The organism is Thioalkalivibrio sp. ALMg13-2, from assembly GCF_000381185.1.
Lineage (GTDB): Bacteria > Pseudomonadota > Gammaproteobacteria > Ectothiorhodospirales > Ectothiorhodospiraceae > Thioalkalivibrio > Thioalkalivibrio versutus.
The window spans coordinates 91,494-106,215 of record NZ_KB906101.1; the positions used below are offsets into that span (position 1 = coordinate 91,494).

The 14,722-nt window shown below is 67.9% G+C and carries 15 protein-coding genes; 8 read left to right on the plus strand and 7 right to left on the minus strand.

Going from position 1 to position 14,722, the window contains the following annotated elements:
* Positions 1-10: 10 nt before the first annotated feature.
* From mreD to F618_RS0101895, 3 genes are all read right to left on the minus strand, one after another.
* Positions 11-502 carry a rod shape-determining protein MreD gene (gene mreD, locus F618_RS0101885; protein ID WP_019562792.1) on the minus strand — a complete coding sequence of 164 codons (492 nt, stop codon included), beginning with the start codon at positions 500-502 and terminating at the stop codon, positions 11-13.
* Positions 499-1,446, minus strand: a complete 948-nt coding sequence (mreC, locus tag F618_RS0101890; protein WP_019567618.1) for a rod shape-determining protein MreC — start codon at positions 1,444-1,446, stop codon at positions 499-501. The genes mreD and mreC overlap by 4 nt, the downstream gene beginning before the upstream one ends.
* Before the next feature lie 111 nt (positions 1,447-1,557).
* The gene (locus tag F618_RS0101895; RefSeq protein WP_018142132.1) at positions 1,558-2,604 is read right to left on the minus strand and encodes a rod shape-determining protein; all 1,047 of its coding nucleotides are present in this window, start codon (positions 2,602-2,604) and stop codon (positions 1,558-1,560) included.
* Between the two features lie 141 nt (positions 2,605-2,745).
* On the opposite strand from F618_RS0101895, the gene gatC reads away from it, so the two are divergent.
* The 5 genes from gatC (at position 2,746) to F618_RS0101920 (ending at position 7,504) form a co-directional block, all read left to right on the plus strand.
* A complete protein-coding gene (gene gatC / locus F618_RS0101900; RefSeq protein ID WP_018169027.1) occupies positions 2,746-3,033 on the plus strand; it encodes an Asp-tRNA(Asn)/Glu-tRNA(Gln) amidotransferase subunit GatC in 288 nt (95 codons plus the stop codon).
* A gap of 62 nt (positions 3,034-3,095) precedes the next feature.
* Complete coding sequence (gene gatA, locus F618_RS0101905) at positions 3,096-4,550, plus strand: Asp-tRNA(Asn)/Glu-tRNA(Gln) amidotransferase subunit GatA (RefSeq protein WP_019567619.1); 1,455 nt, start codon at positions 3,096-3,098, stop codon at positions 4,548-4,550.
* An 11-nt stretch (positions 4,551-4,561) separates the two neighbouring features.
* Positions 4,562-5,995: an Asp-tRNA(Asn)/Glu-tRNA(Gln) amidotransferase subunit GatB gene (gatB, locus tag F618_RS0101910; protein WP_019567620.1), complete on the plus strand. Its 1,434-nt coding sequence runs from the start codon at positions 4,562-4,564 to the stop codon at positions 5,993-5,995.
* A gap of 30 nt (positions 5,996-6,025) precedes the next feature.
* Positions 6,026-6,922, plus strand: a complete 897-nt coding sequence (hslO, locus tag F618_RS0101915; RefSeq protein ID WP_019567621.1) for an Hsp33 family molecular chaperone HslO — start codon at positions 6,026-6,028, stop codon at positions 6,920-6,922.
* 165 nt (positions 6,923-7,087) lie between these two features.
* The gene (locus F618_RS0101920; RefSeq protein WP_019567622.1) at positions 7,088-7,504 is read left to right on the plus strand and encodes a hypothetical protein; all 417 of its coding nucleotides are present in this window, start codon (positions 7,088-7,090) and stop codon (positions 7,502-7,504) included.
* 20 nt (positions 7,505-7,524) lie between these two features.
* On the opposite strand, the gene F618_RS0101925 is transcribed toward F618_RS0101920, so the two are convergent.
* Positions 7,525-8,280 (minus strand): molybdopterin-synthase adenylyltransferase MoeB, encoded by a 756-nt coding sequence (locus F618_RS0101925; RefSeq protein WP_019567623.1) that lies wholly within the window; start codon positions 8,278-8,280, stop codon positions 7,525-7,527.
* Positions 8,281-8,449: 169 nt separating this feature from the next.
* Here F618_RS0101925 and F618_RS0101930 point away from each other — a divergent pair, with 169 nt between their 5' ends.
* Positions 8,450-8,800, plus strand: a complete 351-nt coding sequence (locus F618_RS0101930) for a hypothetical protein (protein ID WP_018951640.1) — start codon at positions 8,450-8,452, stop codon at positions 8,798-8,800.
* A gap of 87 nt (positions 8,801-8,887) precedes the next feature.
* Here F618_RS0101930 and prmC read toward each other — a convergent pair whose 3' ends face one another.
* The 3 genes from prmC to hemA are packed head-to-tail and all read right to left on the minus strand — an operon-like array spanning position 8,888 to position 12,122.
* The gene (gene prmC, locus F618_RS0101935; RefSeq protein ID WP_019567624.1) at positions 8,888-9,742 is read right to left on the minus strand and encodes a peptide chain release factor N(5)-glutamine methyltransferase; all 855 of its coding nucleotides are present in this window, start codon (positions 9,740-9,742) and stop codon (positions 8,888-8,890) included.
* Entirely contained in the window at positions 9,742-10,827 is a 1,086-nt protein-coding gene (prfA, locus tag F618_RS0101940; RefSeq protein ID WP_019567625.1) for a peptide chain release factor 1, read from the minus strand. The genes prmC and prfA overlap by 1 nt, the downstream gene beginning before the upstream one ends.
* A complete protein-coding gene (gene hemA / locus F618_RS0101945) occupies positions 10,824-12,122 on the minus strand; it encodes a glutamyl-tRNA reductase (protein WP_019567626.1) in 1,299 nt (432 codons plus the stop codon). The genes prfA and hemA overlap by 4 nt, the downstream gene beginning before the upstream one ends.
* 184 nt (positions 12,123-12,306) lie before the next feature.
* Between hemA and F618_RS0101950 the strand changes: the two genes are divergently transcribed.
* A complete protein-coding gene (locus tag F618_RS0101950) occupies positions 12,307-14,052 on the plus strand; it encodes a tetratricopeptide repeat protein (protein WP_019567627.1) in 1,746 nt (581 codons plus the stop codon).
* Positions 14,049-14,714, plus strand: coding sequence for a lipoprotein insertase outer membrane protein LolB (lolB, locus tag F618_RS0101955; protein ID WP_019567628.1), 666 nt, complete (start codon positions 14,049-14,051; stop codon positions 14,712-14,714). The genes F618_RS0101950 and lolB overlap by 4 nt, the downstream gene beginning before the upstream one ends.
* Positions 14,715-14,722 lie beyond the last annotated feature (8 nt).

Here is a 14,722-nt window from a genome sequence, read left to right on the forward strand (position 1 = left end):
GGCGTTTTCCTCAGGTGAGGTGCAGCAGCCAGCGCCGACGCAGGTCGCGCAGCAGGGAGAAGATCAGGGGCCAGACCAGGGCGCTGGTGAGGACCGGCGCCCAGTACCAGAGGCTGCCCGGCGGAAACCCGGTGATGCCCTGTGGCCACAGGGCCAGCAGCTTGAACAGGGCCATCAGGATGGCGACCACCATCATCTGTTGCCAGACCGGATAGACCCGCAGGCGCGGGTGAATCTGCAGCACGATGTAGATGACGACTGCCAGGGCGATGGCGTTCTGCCCCAGCAGCTGACCCTGCAGGGTATCCAGCAACAGGCCGGAGACGAAGGCGGTCAGGATGCCGATGCGCGACGGGAAGGCCATGGCCCAGTAGATCAGGATGAGCGCCAGCCACTCCGGGCGCGCCGGACGCAGGATATCCGGGACCGGCACGATGGCGAGGGCCAGAGCTGCCAGCAGGGTCAGCGCCACCGGCCAGGGGATGCCGATGGCACGGGTCACGGTGTCCCTTCGGCCGGTTCTGGTTCGAGCGCGTTCGGAGCCGCCTCCAGGTCGTTGTCCAGATTGAGCGGAGCGATCGCTGAAACGGCGCCGTCGGTCCACAGCAACAGGACCTCGCGGGAGCGGTCCAGGGCCGCCAGCGGTTCGGCCTCGATGCTCAGGAATGGTTGGCCCTGTGGCCGCTCGACCGAGGTGACCCGGGCCACTGGGTAGTCGGCCGGGAAACGGCCGCCCAGCCCGGAGGTCAGCAGCAGGTCGCCGGGCTCCACATCCTCCTGCAGTGGGACGTGGCGCATCTCCAGGCGTTGCGGGTTGCCGGTGCCGACCACCAGACCGCGCAGCCCGGTGCGCGCGCTCAGTACCGGCAGCGCGTGGCTGGGGTCGGAGATCAGCAGAGCGATCGAGCTGGTCAGACGGGTCGACAGAACCTGACCGATCACGCCGTCGGCATTGATGACCGGCTGGCCGGCATAGACATCGTCATTGCGCCCCTTGTTGAGCACGATCTGCTGGCGAAAGGGGTCGAGATCCACGGCCAGAAGCTTGGCGATCTCGACCCGCTCTTCGGCCTGCTCGGCGGTATTCAGCAGGGCGCGCAGGCGGTCGTTCTCCAGCTGCAGGGCCTCGAAGCGCAGCTGGCGAGCGCGCAGCTCGGCATTCTCGCTGCGCAGGATGCGGTTCTCGGTGATCAGGTCTTCGCGGCTGGTGAACGACTCGAACACCCGGCTGACCGCCCGGACCGGCGCATCCACCGCGACCTGCAGCGGGTAGGTAACGGTGGCCAGGGCGCCGCGGACGAACTGCAGTTCGTTGACGCGGTGATCCAGCGCCATCAGCGCCAGGCCCAGCAGGATCACCGCGAGCAGGCGCAGAGTGGGCGAGACACCCAGTCTGAACAGCGGCTTGCTGATGGCGTGACCTCCGGTTACGGATCGCGTCGACAAGGCAAAGCCGCCCCGGAACCCCCTCCCGTGCGGCTTTGCCGACCTGTTGCGGCCCGGAGTGTAACCCGAACCAGCCCCGCGCCGTGGCGACGCGGGCGGGGTGGTCCGGCCTTATTCCATTGCGAGGAAGTCGACCCGTTTCTCGTCCAGCATCTCCAGCACCCGGCCGCCGCCGCGGGCGACGCAGGTCAGCGGGTCGTCGGCGATGACCACCGGGATGCCGGTCTCTTCCATGATCAACCGATCCAGCTGCTGCAGCAGGGCGGAGCCGCCGGTCAGTACAATGCCACGCTCGGCGACGTCCGCACCGAGTTCCGGCGGGGTCTGCTCAAGGGCAGTGCGCACGGCAGAGACGATGCCGTACAGCGGATCCTGCAGGGCTTCCAGGATCTCGTTCGAGTTCAGGGTGAACGAGCGCGGCACGCCCTCGGCCAGGTTGCGGCCCTTGACCTCGATCTCGAGCAGTTCCTTGCCCGGATAGGCCGAACCGACGGTGTGCTTGATGCGTTCGGCGGTGGCCTCGCCGATCAGTACGCCGTAGTTGCGGCGTACATAGGCCATGATGGCCTCGTCGAAGGTGTCGCCGCCGATGCGCACGGATTCGGAATAGACAATGCCGTTCATCGACAGCACCGCGACCTCGGATGTCCCGCCGCCGATATCCAGCACCATGGAACCGACCGCCTCGTCCAGCGGGATGCCGGCGCCGATGGCTGCGGCCACTGGCTCCTGCAACAGATAGACCTTGCGCGCCCCGGCGCCGAAGGCGGATTCGCGGATCGCGCGGCGTTCCACCTGGGTGGCGCCGCAGGGCACGCAGACCAGTACGCGCGGGCTGGGGCGGAAGATCCGCCGCTCGTGCACCTTCTTGATGAAGTACTGCAGCATCTTCTCGGTCGTGGTGAAGTCGGCGATGACGCCATCCTTCATCGGGCGCACCGTCACCACGTGCTCCGGCGTGCGGCCGAGCATCTTCTTGGCCTCGATCCCTACGGCCTCGATGGAGCGCGGGCCGCCCGGGCCGCGGTCCTGACGAATCGCGACCACGGAGGGTTCGTTCAGGACAATGCCCTGGCCGCGCATATAGATGAGGGTGTTGGCGGTGCCGAGATCGATGGAGATGTCGTTGGAGAACAACCCCAGAAGGCGTTTGAACATGAAGAAGAAACCTGCTTGAGTGGGCGGGCGGGAAAGCCGTCGACTCTAGCAAGCGCCCGGGGTTTGGGCAACAACGGCTTTGTGGTAAGTTTGCGCTCCGTTTCGCCCAATGAATCCGAACGCTACAGGACCCACGCCGCCATGTCCGTCGATACCTCCGAAGTCCGGCGCATCGCCCATCTCTCCCGTCTGGCCATGAACGATGACCAGGCCCGGGATTTCGCGGGTGGGCTGAGCGACATCTTTGACTTTGTCGAACAACTGGATGGTGCGGCCATCGAGGGTGTCGAGCCGATGGCCCACCCGCTGGACGCCGAGCAGCGCCTGCGCCCGGATGCGGTGACCGAGCCGGATCGGCGCGAGGTCTTCCAGGCCATCGCCCCGGCTGTCGAGGGTGGCCTGTACCTGGTTCCGCGCGTCATCGAATGATCCGCGCGGTCGCCGTTCTGTTGAACCCGTCACGCTTCTAGCCAGCAAGAGTCCCCGAAACCATGGCCCAGGAAACCCTGTCCGGCTGGGTGCGCAAGCTCCAGGCCCGCGAGATCAGCTCGCGCGAATTGACCCAGCTGTATCTGGACCGGATCGAGCGTCTCGATCCGCAGTTGAACAGCTTCATTACCGTGACCGCCGAGCAGGCGCTGGCGCAGGCCGATGCGGCCGATGCGCGCCTGGCGAAAGGTGAAAAGACCCCGCTGCTGGGCGTGCCGGTCGCGCAGAAGGACATCTTCTGCACCGAGGGCGTGCGCACCTCCTGCGGCTCGCGCATGCTGGATCCGTTCGTCTCGCCCTACAACGCCACCGTCGTCGAGCGCATGAATGCCGCCGGTGCGGTGATGCTGGGCAAGACCAACATGGACGAGTTCGCGATGGGCTCGTCCAACGAGACGAGTTTCTATGGTCCCGTTCGCAACCCCTGGGATACCGAACGCGTCCCGGGTGGTTCCTCCGGCGGCTCCGCCGCCGCGGTGGGGGCGCGCCTGGTGCCGGGTGCCACGGGCACCGACACCGGCGGTTCGATCCGCCAGCCGGCAGCCTTCTGCGGCATCACCGGTCTCAAGCCGACCTACGGGCGCGTCTCGCGCTACGGCATGATCGCCTTCGCCTCCAGTCTCGACCAGGGTGGCCCGATGGCCGCGACCGCCGAGGACTGCGGGCGGATGCTGAACGCCATGGCCGGCTTCGACGAACGCGACTCCACCAGCGTCGAGCGCCCGGAAGAGGATTTCACCGCCGGACTGGAGCAGGACCTGAAGGGCCTGCGCATCGGCCTGCCGACGGAATTCTTCGGCGAGACCGGACTGGATGAGCGCGTGCGCGGCGTGATCGACGCCGCCATCGAGGTGCTCAAGGGCCGCGGCGCCGAGGTGCGCGAGGTCGGCCTGCCGAACAGCCACCTGTCGGTGCCGGCCTATTACGTGGTCGCCCCGGCCGAGTGTTCCTCCAACCTCGCGCGCTTCGACGGCGTGCGCTACGGCTACCGCTGCGAGAATCCCGAGGACCTGATGGACCTCTACACCCGCTCGCGCGGGGAGGGCTTCGGCGACGAAGTGAAGCGCCGCATCATGGTCGGCACCTACGTGCTGTCCGCTGGCTACTACGACGCCTACTACCTGAAGGCGCAGAAGGTCCGGCGCATCATCGCCGACGACTTCCGTCGCGCCTTCGAGGACGTGGATGTGCTGCTGGCGCCGACCACCCCGGAGCTGCCGTTCGCGCTGGGTGCCAAGGCCGACCCGGTCAGCATGTACCTGTCGGACATCTACACCATCGCCGCGAACCTCGCGGGGCTGCCGGCGATGTCGCTGCCGGGCGGGGAGATCGACGGCCTGCCGGTCGGGCTGCAATTGATCGGCAACTACTTTGACGAGGCGCGCCTGCTGGGCGTTGCTCACCAGTATCAGCAAGAGACCGACTGGCACGCCCGCGTGCCGGCGGCCTTCGCCTGAGGGCCCTGAACATGGAATGGGAAACCGTCATCGGGCTGGAGATTCACGCCCAGCTCAATACCGTCTCCAAGATCTTTTCCGGGGCGCCCACCGCCTACGGCGCCGAGCCCAATCGCCAGGCCTGCCCGGTGGACCTGGGCATGCCCGGCGTACTGCCGGTGCTGAACCAGGGCGCGGTGGAGCGGGCCGTGATGCTGGGGCTGGCGATCAATGCCGAGATCACCCCGCGCTCGGTGTTCGCGCGCAAGAACTACTTCTATCCGGACCTCCCCAAGGGTTACCAGATCTCGCAGTTCGAACTGCCGATCGTGGGACTGGGGCATCTGGATATCGAACTGGAAGACGGCACCATCAAGCGCGTTGGCGTGACCCGCGCCCACCTCGAGGAGGACGCCGGCAAGAGCCTGCACGAGGGCTTCGAGGCGATGACCGGTATCGACCTCAATCGCGCCGGCACCCCGCTGATCGAGATCGTCTCCGAACCGGAGCTGCGCTCCGCGAAGGAGGCCGTCGCCTACATGAAGAAGATGCACTCGCTGGTGCGTTATCTGGATATCTGCGACGGCAACATGCAGGAAGGCAGCTTCCGCTGTGACGCCAACGTCTCGGTGCGGCCCAAGGGCCAGACCGAGTTCGGCCCCCGCGCGGAGCTGAAGAATCTGAACTCCTTCCGCTTCGTCGAGCGCGCCATCAACTTCGAGGTCGAGCGTCAGATCGACCTGATCGAAGGCGGCGGTTCGGTGGTGCAGGAGACTCGCCTGTACGACCCGGATCGCGATGAGACGCGCTCCATGCGCAGCAAGGAAGAGGCGAACGACTACCGCTACTTCCCCGATCCGGACCTGCTGCCGCTGGTCGTGGATAACGCATTCATCGACTCCGTGCGCGAGAAGCTGCCGGAACTGCCGGATGCCAAGCGGGCACGCTTTGTCGAACAGTACGGCCTGTCCGACTACGACGCCGGCGTACTGACCGCCGCGCGCGACATGGGCGATTTCTACGAGGTCGTGGCTGCCGGTTGCGGCGCGCCCAAGCTGGCCGCCAACTGGGTGATGGGCGAGTTCTCCGCCGCGATGAACCGCTCCGAGGTCGAGCTGGCGGATGCCCCGGTCAATGCCGAGGGTCTGGCCGGCCTGCTCGCGCGCATTCAGGACGAGACCATCTCCGGCAAGATCGCCAAGGAAGTCTTCGAGGCGATGTGGAACGGCGAAGGCGACGCCGATGCCGTGATCGAGGCCAAGGGGCTCAAGCAGATCACCGATACCAGCGCGATCGATACCATCATCGACGAGGTCATGGCCAACAACCCGCAGCAGCTCGAGCAGTATCGCGGCGGCAAGGACAAGCTGTTCGGCTTCTTTGTCGGCCAGGTGATGAAGGCGACCCAGGGCAAGGCGAACCCGGCCCAGGTCAACGAGCGCCTCAAGTCCAAGCTGGACGGTTGATGCCGTTGCGTATTTCGGAGTCCTGCCACCATGCGTGAGACCGATACCCTCCACCGCTTCATGCTGGAGGAGGCCGGGGTACGCGGCGAGTGGGTGCACCTGGACGCCTCCTGGCAGGCCCTGCTGGAATTGCACGAGTACCCGCCCGTGGTACGCGACTTGCTGGGCCAGGCCTATGCGGCCGTTGCCCTGACTGCCGCCACGCTCAAGTTCGACGGCTCGTTGATCCTGCAGATCACCGGCCCCGGGCCGGTGCACATGATCGTCGCCCAGGCCGATGGCCAGGGGCGGCTGCGTGGCCTGGCGCGCTTTCGCGAGACCCCGCCGGAGGGCGCGACCCTGGCCGAATGCGCCGGCGAGGACGCACGGCTGATGCTGACGCTGGACCCGGGCGATGGCAGCGAGCGCTATCAGGGCGTCGTGGAGCTGGAGGGCGAATCGCTGGCGGAGGCGATGAACGTCTACTTCGAGCGTTCGGAACAGCTGCCGACCCGGTTGTGGCTGGCGAGCGGGGCGCAGTCCGCCGCCGGTCTGCTGTTGCAGGCGCTGCCGGCCGAGGGTGGCAATGCGGTGACGCGCGACTCGGAGGAGTGGAACCGCGCCACGATCCTGGCCGAGACCACCACCGCCGACGAGTTGCTGAAGCTGGACGCTGGTGCCCTGCTGGGCCGGTTGTTCGCCGAAGAGCGGGTGCGCCTGTTCGACGGCACGCCGGTGACTTTCCACTGCCCCTGCTCGCGCGAGCGCATCGCCGAAACCCTGCGCAGTCTGGGGCGTGACGAGATTCGCAGCATCATCGAGGAGCAGGGCGCGGTGGAGGTGACCTGCGAGTTCTGCAACGCGCATTACCACTTCGATCCGGTCGACGCCGAGGCCCTTTGTGCGCCCGAGGTTGCCCAGCCGCCGATCCCGGACACCCGCCAGTAGACAGGGCTTTCCGGGGTGCCCCCGATCCCGAAGCCTTTCCCGGACTCCCCTCGTTAGCCTGTCGTGACGTTCGGCAACTCTGCCGCAGGGACCCGTGGTCCCCATCGTCCCCCGGCCTTGCTATAGAACAGACTGACCTTGCAGCAGTCTGCAGACGAGGGCGCGATGTATTCCCGGCACACCGAAATTCCGACCCTGGATGTCCGCCCCGGCTGGCTGGTTGAGGCGCGCTATTTCAACCAGGTGCGTCGCGCCCTGGCTCGGCTGGGACCGGAGATCCGCCTGTCGCCGTCGGGGCTCAAACAACTGGACCTGATCCTCCAGCGCGATGCCTGGATCGTCGTGGACCGGGTGCTGAACGATATGCCGGTGGTTGCCTGGACGGCCTTCCATTCCCGTGGTCGGCGCAGCCTGCATCGCCCGGTCGCCTGCGAGCTGTTGCTGTTCCATGCCATGGCCAGCATGGTGATGAACCGCACGCTGTCTGCGATGGAGGCGGAGCTGAGCGCGGCGATTGCCGAAGCTGCCCCACCGCCCTCACTCGGCAAGGTCCTGCCCTTTCATCCCCGCTCCTGCGCCTGATCCGCGCGTATCCGTTCGCTTCAGGCCGGGGCGTGGCGGTGGCTGCACGCCGGGCAGGCGGGGTCGCGGCGCAGCCGGATCTCGCGGAACTGCATGGCGAGCCCGTCGAGGATCAGCAGCCGGCCGCTCAGGATCGGCAGCCCCATGAGCAGCTTCAGGGCCTCGGTTGCCTGCAGGCTGCCGACCACACCGGGCAGGCTGGCCAGCACGCCGTTGGCGGCGCAGGTGTCCTCGTCGCCGCCCCCCTCGCCGTACAGGCAGTGGTAGCAGGCTGCCTCCGGATCGCGGTAGTCGAAGGTGGTCAGTTGTCCCTCGAAGCGGATTACCGCCCCGGAGACCAGCGGCGTGCCGGCCGCCAGTGCGGCGCGGCTGATGGCCCCGCGCGCGGCGAAGTTGTCCGTCCCGTCCAGTACGACGTTGGCGCTGGCGAACAGCCGGGTCATCGCCGCGTCATCCAGGCGCTCGGCGCGCGTCTCCACCTGGCAGCCGGGGTTCATGGCCGCCACGCGATCGGCGGCCGAGGCCACCTTGTCGCGGCCGATGTCCGCATCGGTATGCAGGATCTGGCGCTGAAGGTTGGTCACCTCCACATGATCCGGGTCGACCAGCGTCAGCCGGCCCACCCCGGCTGCGGCCAGGTAGGCGGCCACCGGGGAGCCCAGCCCGCCGAGCCCCATGATCACTGCATGCGCCTGCTGCAGGGATTCCTGCCCTTCGATGCCCACGCCGGGGAGCATGATCTGGCGGCTGTAGCGCAGGAGGTGGTCGTCATCCATGGGGCAATCTCCGGGGTAAGGCCGAAATTGTAACCGGCATCACGCTCGTGGACGGGCTCAGTTAGGAACCATTCAGGAACGCTGCATACGCTTGATTCTGGCAATCCTGCCACAACCCCGGGCCGTCGATGCTCTCTCAAGGCGGCCTGGATGGAAGGAGGGATCCCTCATGAAACGACTCGCCATTCTGGCGCCGGCCGCGCTGCTGGCATTCGCCCTGTCCGCCCCGACGCATGCGGCCCATCCGGTCGCGGCGGCGGGTGCCTCGACCTTCGATGCGGGTGCCCTGCAGCACGTGCGTCACGGCCATTCGAGCGGGCACAAGGACTACCGTGGCCATCCCGGCGCGCGGGGGCACAAGCAGGCGAAGCGTGCGAAGAGTCGTGGGCGTGGCCACCAAAAGCATTCACGTGGTCACGAGCATCATCACTATCACTACTACGACCATCGTTCGAGCCACTACCGCCACCGGTCTTCCCCCGCCGGTTCGGTCAACCTGCACCTGCGTCTGCCGTTCTGACCCGAGAGAGACTGTCACACGCTGGGCCCCGGCCATCTGGTCGGGGCCTTTTTTGTGGTCGGGGCATGCGGGGCACGTTGATGTCGTTCAGTGTCTCCCCATGCTGGTCCGTTCGTGGCCGGCGGGATCCTTCTGGGTGTGGACGTCCCGATAGCCTGCCTGCTGCAGCCGTTGTCGAACGCGTTCGCCCTGGTCGAAGCCGTGTTCCAGGAGCAGCCAGCCGCCGGGCTTCAGGTGGGGGCGGGCGTTGTCGATCACCCGGTGCAGGTCGGCGAGGCCGTGTTCCGCCGCAGCCAGGGCGGTGCGTGGCTCGAAGCGCAGGTCGCCGCGCGTCAGGTGCGGGTCGTCCGGGTCGATGTAGGGCGGGTTGCAGGTAATGACGTCGAAGTGCGGCTGCGGGGTCAGTGCGTCGAGCCAGTCGCCCTGCCAGAGCTGAACCGGGAGCCCCAGCGCGTGCGCATTGGTCTGCGCCTGCTGCAGTGCACCCTCGCTGCGGTCGCTGGCAAAGGCCTGAATGTCCGGGCGTTCGCTTTTTAGCGCCAGGATGATGGTGCCGGGGCCGGTGCCCAGATCGAGTACGCGGGGTGCGTCGGTGTCCAGCTCGTCGATCACGGCCAGCGCCTGTTCCACCAGCAGCTCGGTCTCGGGGCGTGGGATCAGGCAGGCGGGGGAGACGCCCAGCTCCAGCGTCCAGAAGGCGCGGCGCCCCAGGATGTGCGCCATGGGCTCGCCGGCGCAGCGGCGCTGGCAAAGCGCTTCGGCGTGGGCGGCCTGTGCGGTACTGGCGGGGTCGTTACCGCGCGCGATCAGCTGGGCGGTGTCGCGGCCGGTGGTGGCACTCAGGATCATGCGCGCCTCCAGCCCCGGGCTCTCGACGCCGGCCTGCTGAAGGCGGGTGCGCAGGCCCTGCAACAGGGTATCCAGCGTGGGTGGGGCCTCCATTACGCCTCCGCGAGGGTGGCGAGCTGCTCGGCCTGGTATTCGTGGATCAGCGGGTCGATGACCGGGTCGAGGTCACCGGCCATCACCTGTTCCAGCTTGTACAGGGTCAGGTTGATGCGATGGTCGGTCACCCGGCCCTGCGGGAAGTTGTAGGTGCGGATGCGCTCGGAGCGGTCGCCGCTGCCGACCAGACCCTTGCGTTCGGCGCTCTGCGCGGCCGCCTGGGCCTCGCGCTCGGTCTCGAAGATGCGCGCCGCCAGGTAGGTGAGCGCCTTGGCCCGGTTCTTGTGCTGCGAGCGTTCTTCCTGGCACTCGACCACGATGCCGGTGGGCAGGTGGGTCAAGCGCACGGCGGAGTCGGTCTTGTTGATGTGCTGCCCGCCGGCGCCGGAGGCGCGGAAGGTGTCCACGCGCAGGTCGGCCGGGTTGATCTCCGGCATCTCGACCTCCTCCAGTTCCGGCAGGATAGCGACGGTCGCGGCGGAGGTGTGGATGCGGCCCTGGGATTCGGTCTCGGGGACGCGCTGCACGCGATGGGCGCCGGATTCGAACTTGAGCCGCGAGTAGGCCCCTTGCCCCGCCAGGCGAGCGATGACCTCGCGGTAGCCGCCGTGCTCGCCCTCGCTGACGTTGAGGATCTCCAGCTTCCAGCGCTGGTTCTCGGCGTAGCGGGTGTACATGCGCAGCAGGTCGCCGGCGAAGATCGCGGCCTCGTCACCGCCGGTCCCGGCGCGGATCTCCAGGAACACGTTGGCGTTGTCGTGCGGGTCGCTCGGGATCAGGTGGCGGTAGAGTTCCGCCTCCAGCGCCTCGGTCTGCTCGGTCAGGGACTCGATCTCGGCCTCGGCCATGGCGCGCAGATCGGCGTCGTCGTCCTCGAGCATCGCGCGCGCCTCTTCCAGCGCGGCGTGGTTGTCGTGCCAGGCCTTCCAGGCCTCGGCCACCGGTTCCAGCTGGCTGTATTCCTGTGACAGGCGGCGCAGCTGGTCCGGGTCCTCGGCGGCGTCCGGGGTGGCCAGCAGCTGCGCGATCTCGGCGTGGCGTTCGGCCAGGCCCTCGAGCTTAGTGCGGAACGAGGCCTTCACGAATGGGTGCCGGAGTCGGAATCGTCGCCGGGGTCGTCTTCCGGAGCGGGCAGCTGGAACAGCCGGTGGGCGGCCTCCAGCAGGCGTGCGTCGCCCTCGTGGGCTGCGGTGTTCAGCGACTTGCAGGGGGCGTGCATCAGCTTGTTGGTCAGGTTGTGCGCCAGTAGCTGCATGGCCTCCTCGGGCGACTTGCCGGCGCGTAGCATGGCCTCGGCCTTGGCCAGCGCCTCGGCCTTCACGCTGTCGGCGCGCTGGCGCAGCTGGCGGATGCTGTCCACCGAGTCGCGGGCACGCAGCCAGCGCATGAACTCGCCGGCGCGCTGGGTGATGATCTCTTCGGCCTGTTCGGCAGCGGCCTGGCGCGAGGCCATGTTCTCGTCGATGACCTCCTGCAGGTCGTCCACGGTGTAGAGGTAGACGTCCTCGAGCTGGCCGACCTCGGGCTCGATGTCGCGCGGCACGGCGATGTCGACCATGAACATCGGTTTGTGCCGCCGCTTGCGCAGCGCGCGTTCCACCGCGCCCTTGCCCAGGATCGGCAAGGGCGCGGCGGTGGAGGAGATGACGATGTCGGCATCGGCCATGCGATCGGGGAGCTGGTCGAGGCTGATGGCCTCGGCATCGAAGCGTCCGGCCACGGCGCGGGCGCGCTCCACCGTGCGGTTGGCGACGATGACGTTGCCGATGCCGCCCCCGGAGAGGTGCTGCAGGGCCAGTTCGATGGTCTCGCCGGCGCCGATCACCAGGGCGGTCAGCGGCTTCAGGTCACCGAAGATCTGGCGTGCCAGTGACACCGCAGCGAAGGCGACCGAGACCGCGCTCTGGCCGATGGCGGTCTGGGTGCGCACGTCCTTGGCGGTGGCGAAGGCGTGCTGGAACAGACGCTCCAGCGAGCGCCCGAGCGTACCGGCGTTGTGGGCGTGCTGGTAGGCGGTCTTCATCTGCCCCAGGATCTGCGGCTCGCCGAGGACCATGGAATCCAGCCCGCTGGCCACGCGCAGAGTGTGACGCACGGCCGAGCCATCGTGGTGCAGGTAGAGGTAGGGTTTCAGTTCGTCGCGGTCGATGCCGTGGTAGCCGCCGATCCAGTCGATGACGCGCTGCTCGCTTTGCTGATCGTCCTCGCGGAAGTACACCTCGGTGCGGTTGCAGGTGGACAGGATCGCGGTTTCCGGCAATAGCACGCCGGAACGCAGCGAGTGCAGGGCCTCGCCGAGTTCGTGCTCGTTGACGGAGAGCCGTTCGCGAATGGCGACCGGAGCCGTCTTGTGATTGATCCCGAGAGTGAACAGCATGCTGGCGCGTATTGTGCCGGAAAATGCGGGCGCGTGGCCGAATTTCCCGATAGTGTACTGTGCTGTACGGTTAGCAGGAGGTGGCGCGCGCCGGCCGGACGTCTCCGTATACCCGTTGTGTGGAACCCGCGCTGTGGAACCCGAGCTGTGGAACCCTGGGGGCCGCTGCCCCGTCCCATCCGATATGGCCGCAATGATCCCGATTGGACACAACATGATTCGAAGCCTGCTCGCGCTCACCGCCGTGTTCTCCCTGGTGGGTTGTGCGCATACCCCGCTGGACGCCTCCGAACCGCCGGAGTCGGATCGCCCCGAGGTGCTGCCCTTGATGCAGACCCAGGATCCGGAGGCTGTGCTGATGTTCAGCGTCCTGGCCGCCGAGATCGCGGTGCGCTCCGGCGAGCATGCCGAGGCGGCGCGCTATTACGGAGCCGCGGCGTTGCTGAGCGACGATCCGGCCATCGCCGAGCGTGCCACCCGGATCGCCTTGTTCGCGCGCGAGCCGGAACACGCACAGCGTTCGGCCGACCGTTGGCTGCGTCTGGCCCCCGAGAGCACCGATGCCAGCCAGGTCTCGACAGTCCTGCGGATCAACGCCGGTGATGCCGAGCAGGCGGCCGAACAGCTGGATTCGCTGATGAATCGCGTCGTGGTGCAGGGCGGCGACCCCTACGCGACCCTGGGTGGTGTGATTGGTCAGGCTCAGGACCAGCAGGCGGCTATGGAGACCATGCACCTGCTGGCCGAGCGCCGCCGCGACGACGTGGGCGTGCATCGCGTGCAGGCCGAGGCCGCGCTGCGCTTTGGCGAGCCAGGTGAGGAGGTGCTTGCGGTGACCGAGCGGGCCGCCGAGCGCTTCCCGGAATCGGTCCAGCTGCGTTTGCTGCATGCACGGGCTCAGAGCGAGGCCGGGCATGACGATGCGGCGGTCGAGACCCTGCGCGCGACCGTGGAGGCGCACCCGGACAATCGCGAGGCCCGTCTGGGATACGCGCGGGTCCTGACCGAGATGGAGGATGACGTCTTCGCCCGCGAAGAGATGGACCGTCTGGTGGCGATGGCGCCGGAGGATACGCAGCTCCTGCTGGCGCTGGCGTTGATGAATCTCGAGGCGGAGCAGCTGGGGCCCGCGCGGGATTACCTCGAACGCCTGGATGCCCTGGGCGAGCGCGAGAACGACGTCGCGTACTACCTGGGGCGCTTGCACGAGATGGCCGACGAGCCGGAGGCCGCCCTGGGCGCCTACGCCCGCGTGGAGGCCGGTGACCATGCCAAGGATGCCCGCCTGCGCAGCGCGCGCCTGACACTCAAACACGACGGGGCCGAGGCCGCTCGTGACCTTTTCGACCCCATGCAGCAAGGCGTGGATGAGGATCTGGCCCGGCGCGCCTATTTGGCCGAGGCGAACGCCCTGCGCGAGCTGGGCGAGTATGCCGACGCCCGCAGCCGGTTGAACCGCGGCCTGGTGCAGTTTCCAGGGAATACGCAGTTGTTGTACCTGCGCGGACTGGTGCACGAGCGCGAGGACGACATCGCGGCGGCCGAGGCCGATTTCCGCACGATCCTCGAGTCCGATCCGGAGAATGTCGCCGCGCTGAATGCCCTGGGGTACACCCTGGCGGATCGAACCGATCGCTATGACGAGGCCTACGAATTGATCCTGCGCGCCTACGAGCGGGAGCCGGATGACGCCGCGATCATCGACAGCTATGGCTGGGTCCTGTACCGCCTGGGCCGTCTCGAAGAGGCCGAGACCCAGCTGCGGCGTGCCTATTCGCTGTCGGACGACGGCGAGATCGCCAGCAACCTGGCGGTGGTGTTGTGGGAGCGTGGCGAGCGTGAAGAAGCCCGGGAGGTCCTCGAGGCCGCGCTGGACCGCGAGCCCGGGCATGAGCGCCTGCAGCGCGTGCGCAACGATCTGATCGAATGAACGGGCACGGGACGACGCGACAGTCGCGGCGGATCCGGGGCGCGGGGTGGCTGGCCGGGCTGGTGGGTGGCTGGGGGCTGTTGCTCGCGGGCTGTGCTGCCCCTCTGCCCGAGGCGGACACCTCGCCAGCGGCCGAGGCGGCCTTCGAGGAGCGCACCGAGCAGCTGGCGGCACTGGACAGCTGGCGGCTGGTGGCACGTCTGGGGCTGGCCTCCGGGGAGGAATACTGGTCGGCCCAGCTCAACTGGCGGGTGCAGGAAGGCCGGCATGTGCTGGACCTGTCCGGCCCGATGGGGCGCGGCGGCGGGCGTCTGACGCTCTCGGATAACGGGCGCGCGCTGCTGGTCACGCGGTCCGGCGAGCGCTTCCAGGCGCAGGACCCGGATACCCTGGTGGCCCGGGTGCTGGGCGAATCCATCCCGGTCAGCGGGATGATCTACTGGGTGCGTGGCCTGCTGCACCCGGAAGCCTCCTACCAGCTGGATATTGATGCGGACGGCCGCCCCTTGGAGATCCTGCAGTCCGGCTGGGCCATCGAATACACCGAGTTCGAGGAGGTTGACGGCGTTTCGATGCCGGTTGCCATGGTCCTCGAACGCGACGAGGTCGAGTTGCGCGCGCGCATCGGCCGGTGGCAGCTAGGGCCGGACGAGACGTGGTGAGTGCGGCG

What these genes read in the sequence shown, in the direction of transcription:
- gatA (WP_019567619.1), top strand. Translation starts at nt 3,096, where the DNA reads ATGGCCCAGGAAACCCTGTCCGGCTGGGTGCGCAAGCTCCAGGCCCGC.
- F618_RS0101895 (WP_018142132.1), bottom strand. Translation starts at nt 2,604, where the DNA reads ATGTTCAAACGCCTTCTGGGGTTGTTCTCCAACGACATCTCCATCGAT.
- hemA (WP_019567626.1), bottom strand. Translation starts at nt 12,122, where the DNA reads ATGCTGTTCACTCTCGGGATCAATCACAAGACGGCTCCGGTCGCCATT.
- gatC (WP_018169027.1), top strand. Translation starts at nt 2,746, where the DNA reads ATGTCCGTCGATACCTCCGAAGTCCGGCGCATCGCCCATCTCTCCCGT.
- F618_RS0101920 (WP_019567622.1), top strand. Translation starts at nt 7,088, where the DNA reads ATGTATTCCCGGCACACCGAAATTCCGACCCTGGATGTCCGCCCCGGC.
- F618_RS0101950 (WP_019567627.1), top strand. Translation starts at nt 12,307, where the DNA reads ATGGCCGCAATGATCCCGATTGGACACAACATGATTCGAAGCCTGCTC.
- hslO (WP_019567621.1), top strand. Translation starts at nt 6,026, where the DNA reads ATGCGTGAGACCGATACCCTCCACCGCTTCATGCTGGAGGAGGCCGGG.
- gatB (WP_019567620.1), top strand. Translation starts at nt 4,562, where the DNA reads ATGGAATGGGAAACCGTCATCGGGCTGGAGATTCACGCCCAGCTCAAT.
- F618_RS0101930 (WP_018951640.1), top strand. Translation starts at nt 8,450, where the DNA reads ATGAAACGACTCGCCATTCTGGCGCCGGCCGCGCTGCTGGCATTCGCC.
- prmC (WP_019567624.1), bottom strand. Translation starts at nt 9,742, where the DNA reads ATGGAGGCCCCACCCACGCTGGATACCCTGTTGCAGGGCCTGCGCACC.
- lolB (WP_019567628.1), top strand. Translation starts at nt 14,049, where the DNA reads ATGAACGGGCACGGGACGACGCGACAGTCGCGGCGGATCCGGGGCGCG.
- F618_RS0101925 (WP_019567623.1), bottom strand. Translation starts at nt 8,280, where the DNA reads ATGGATGACGACCACCTCCTGCGCTACAGCCGCCAGATCATGCTCCCC.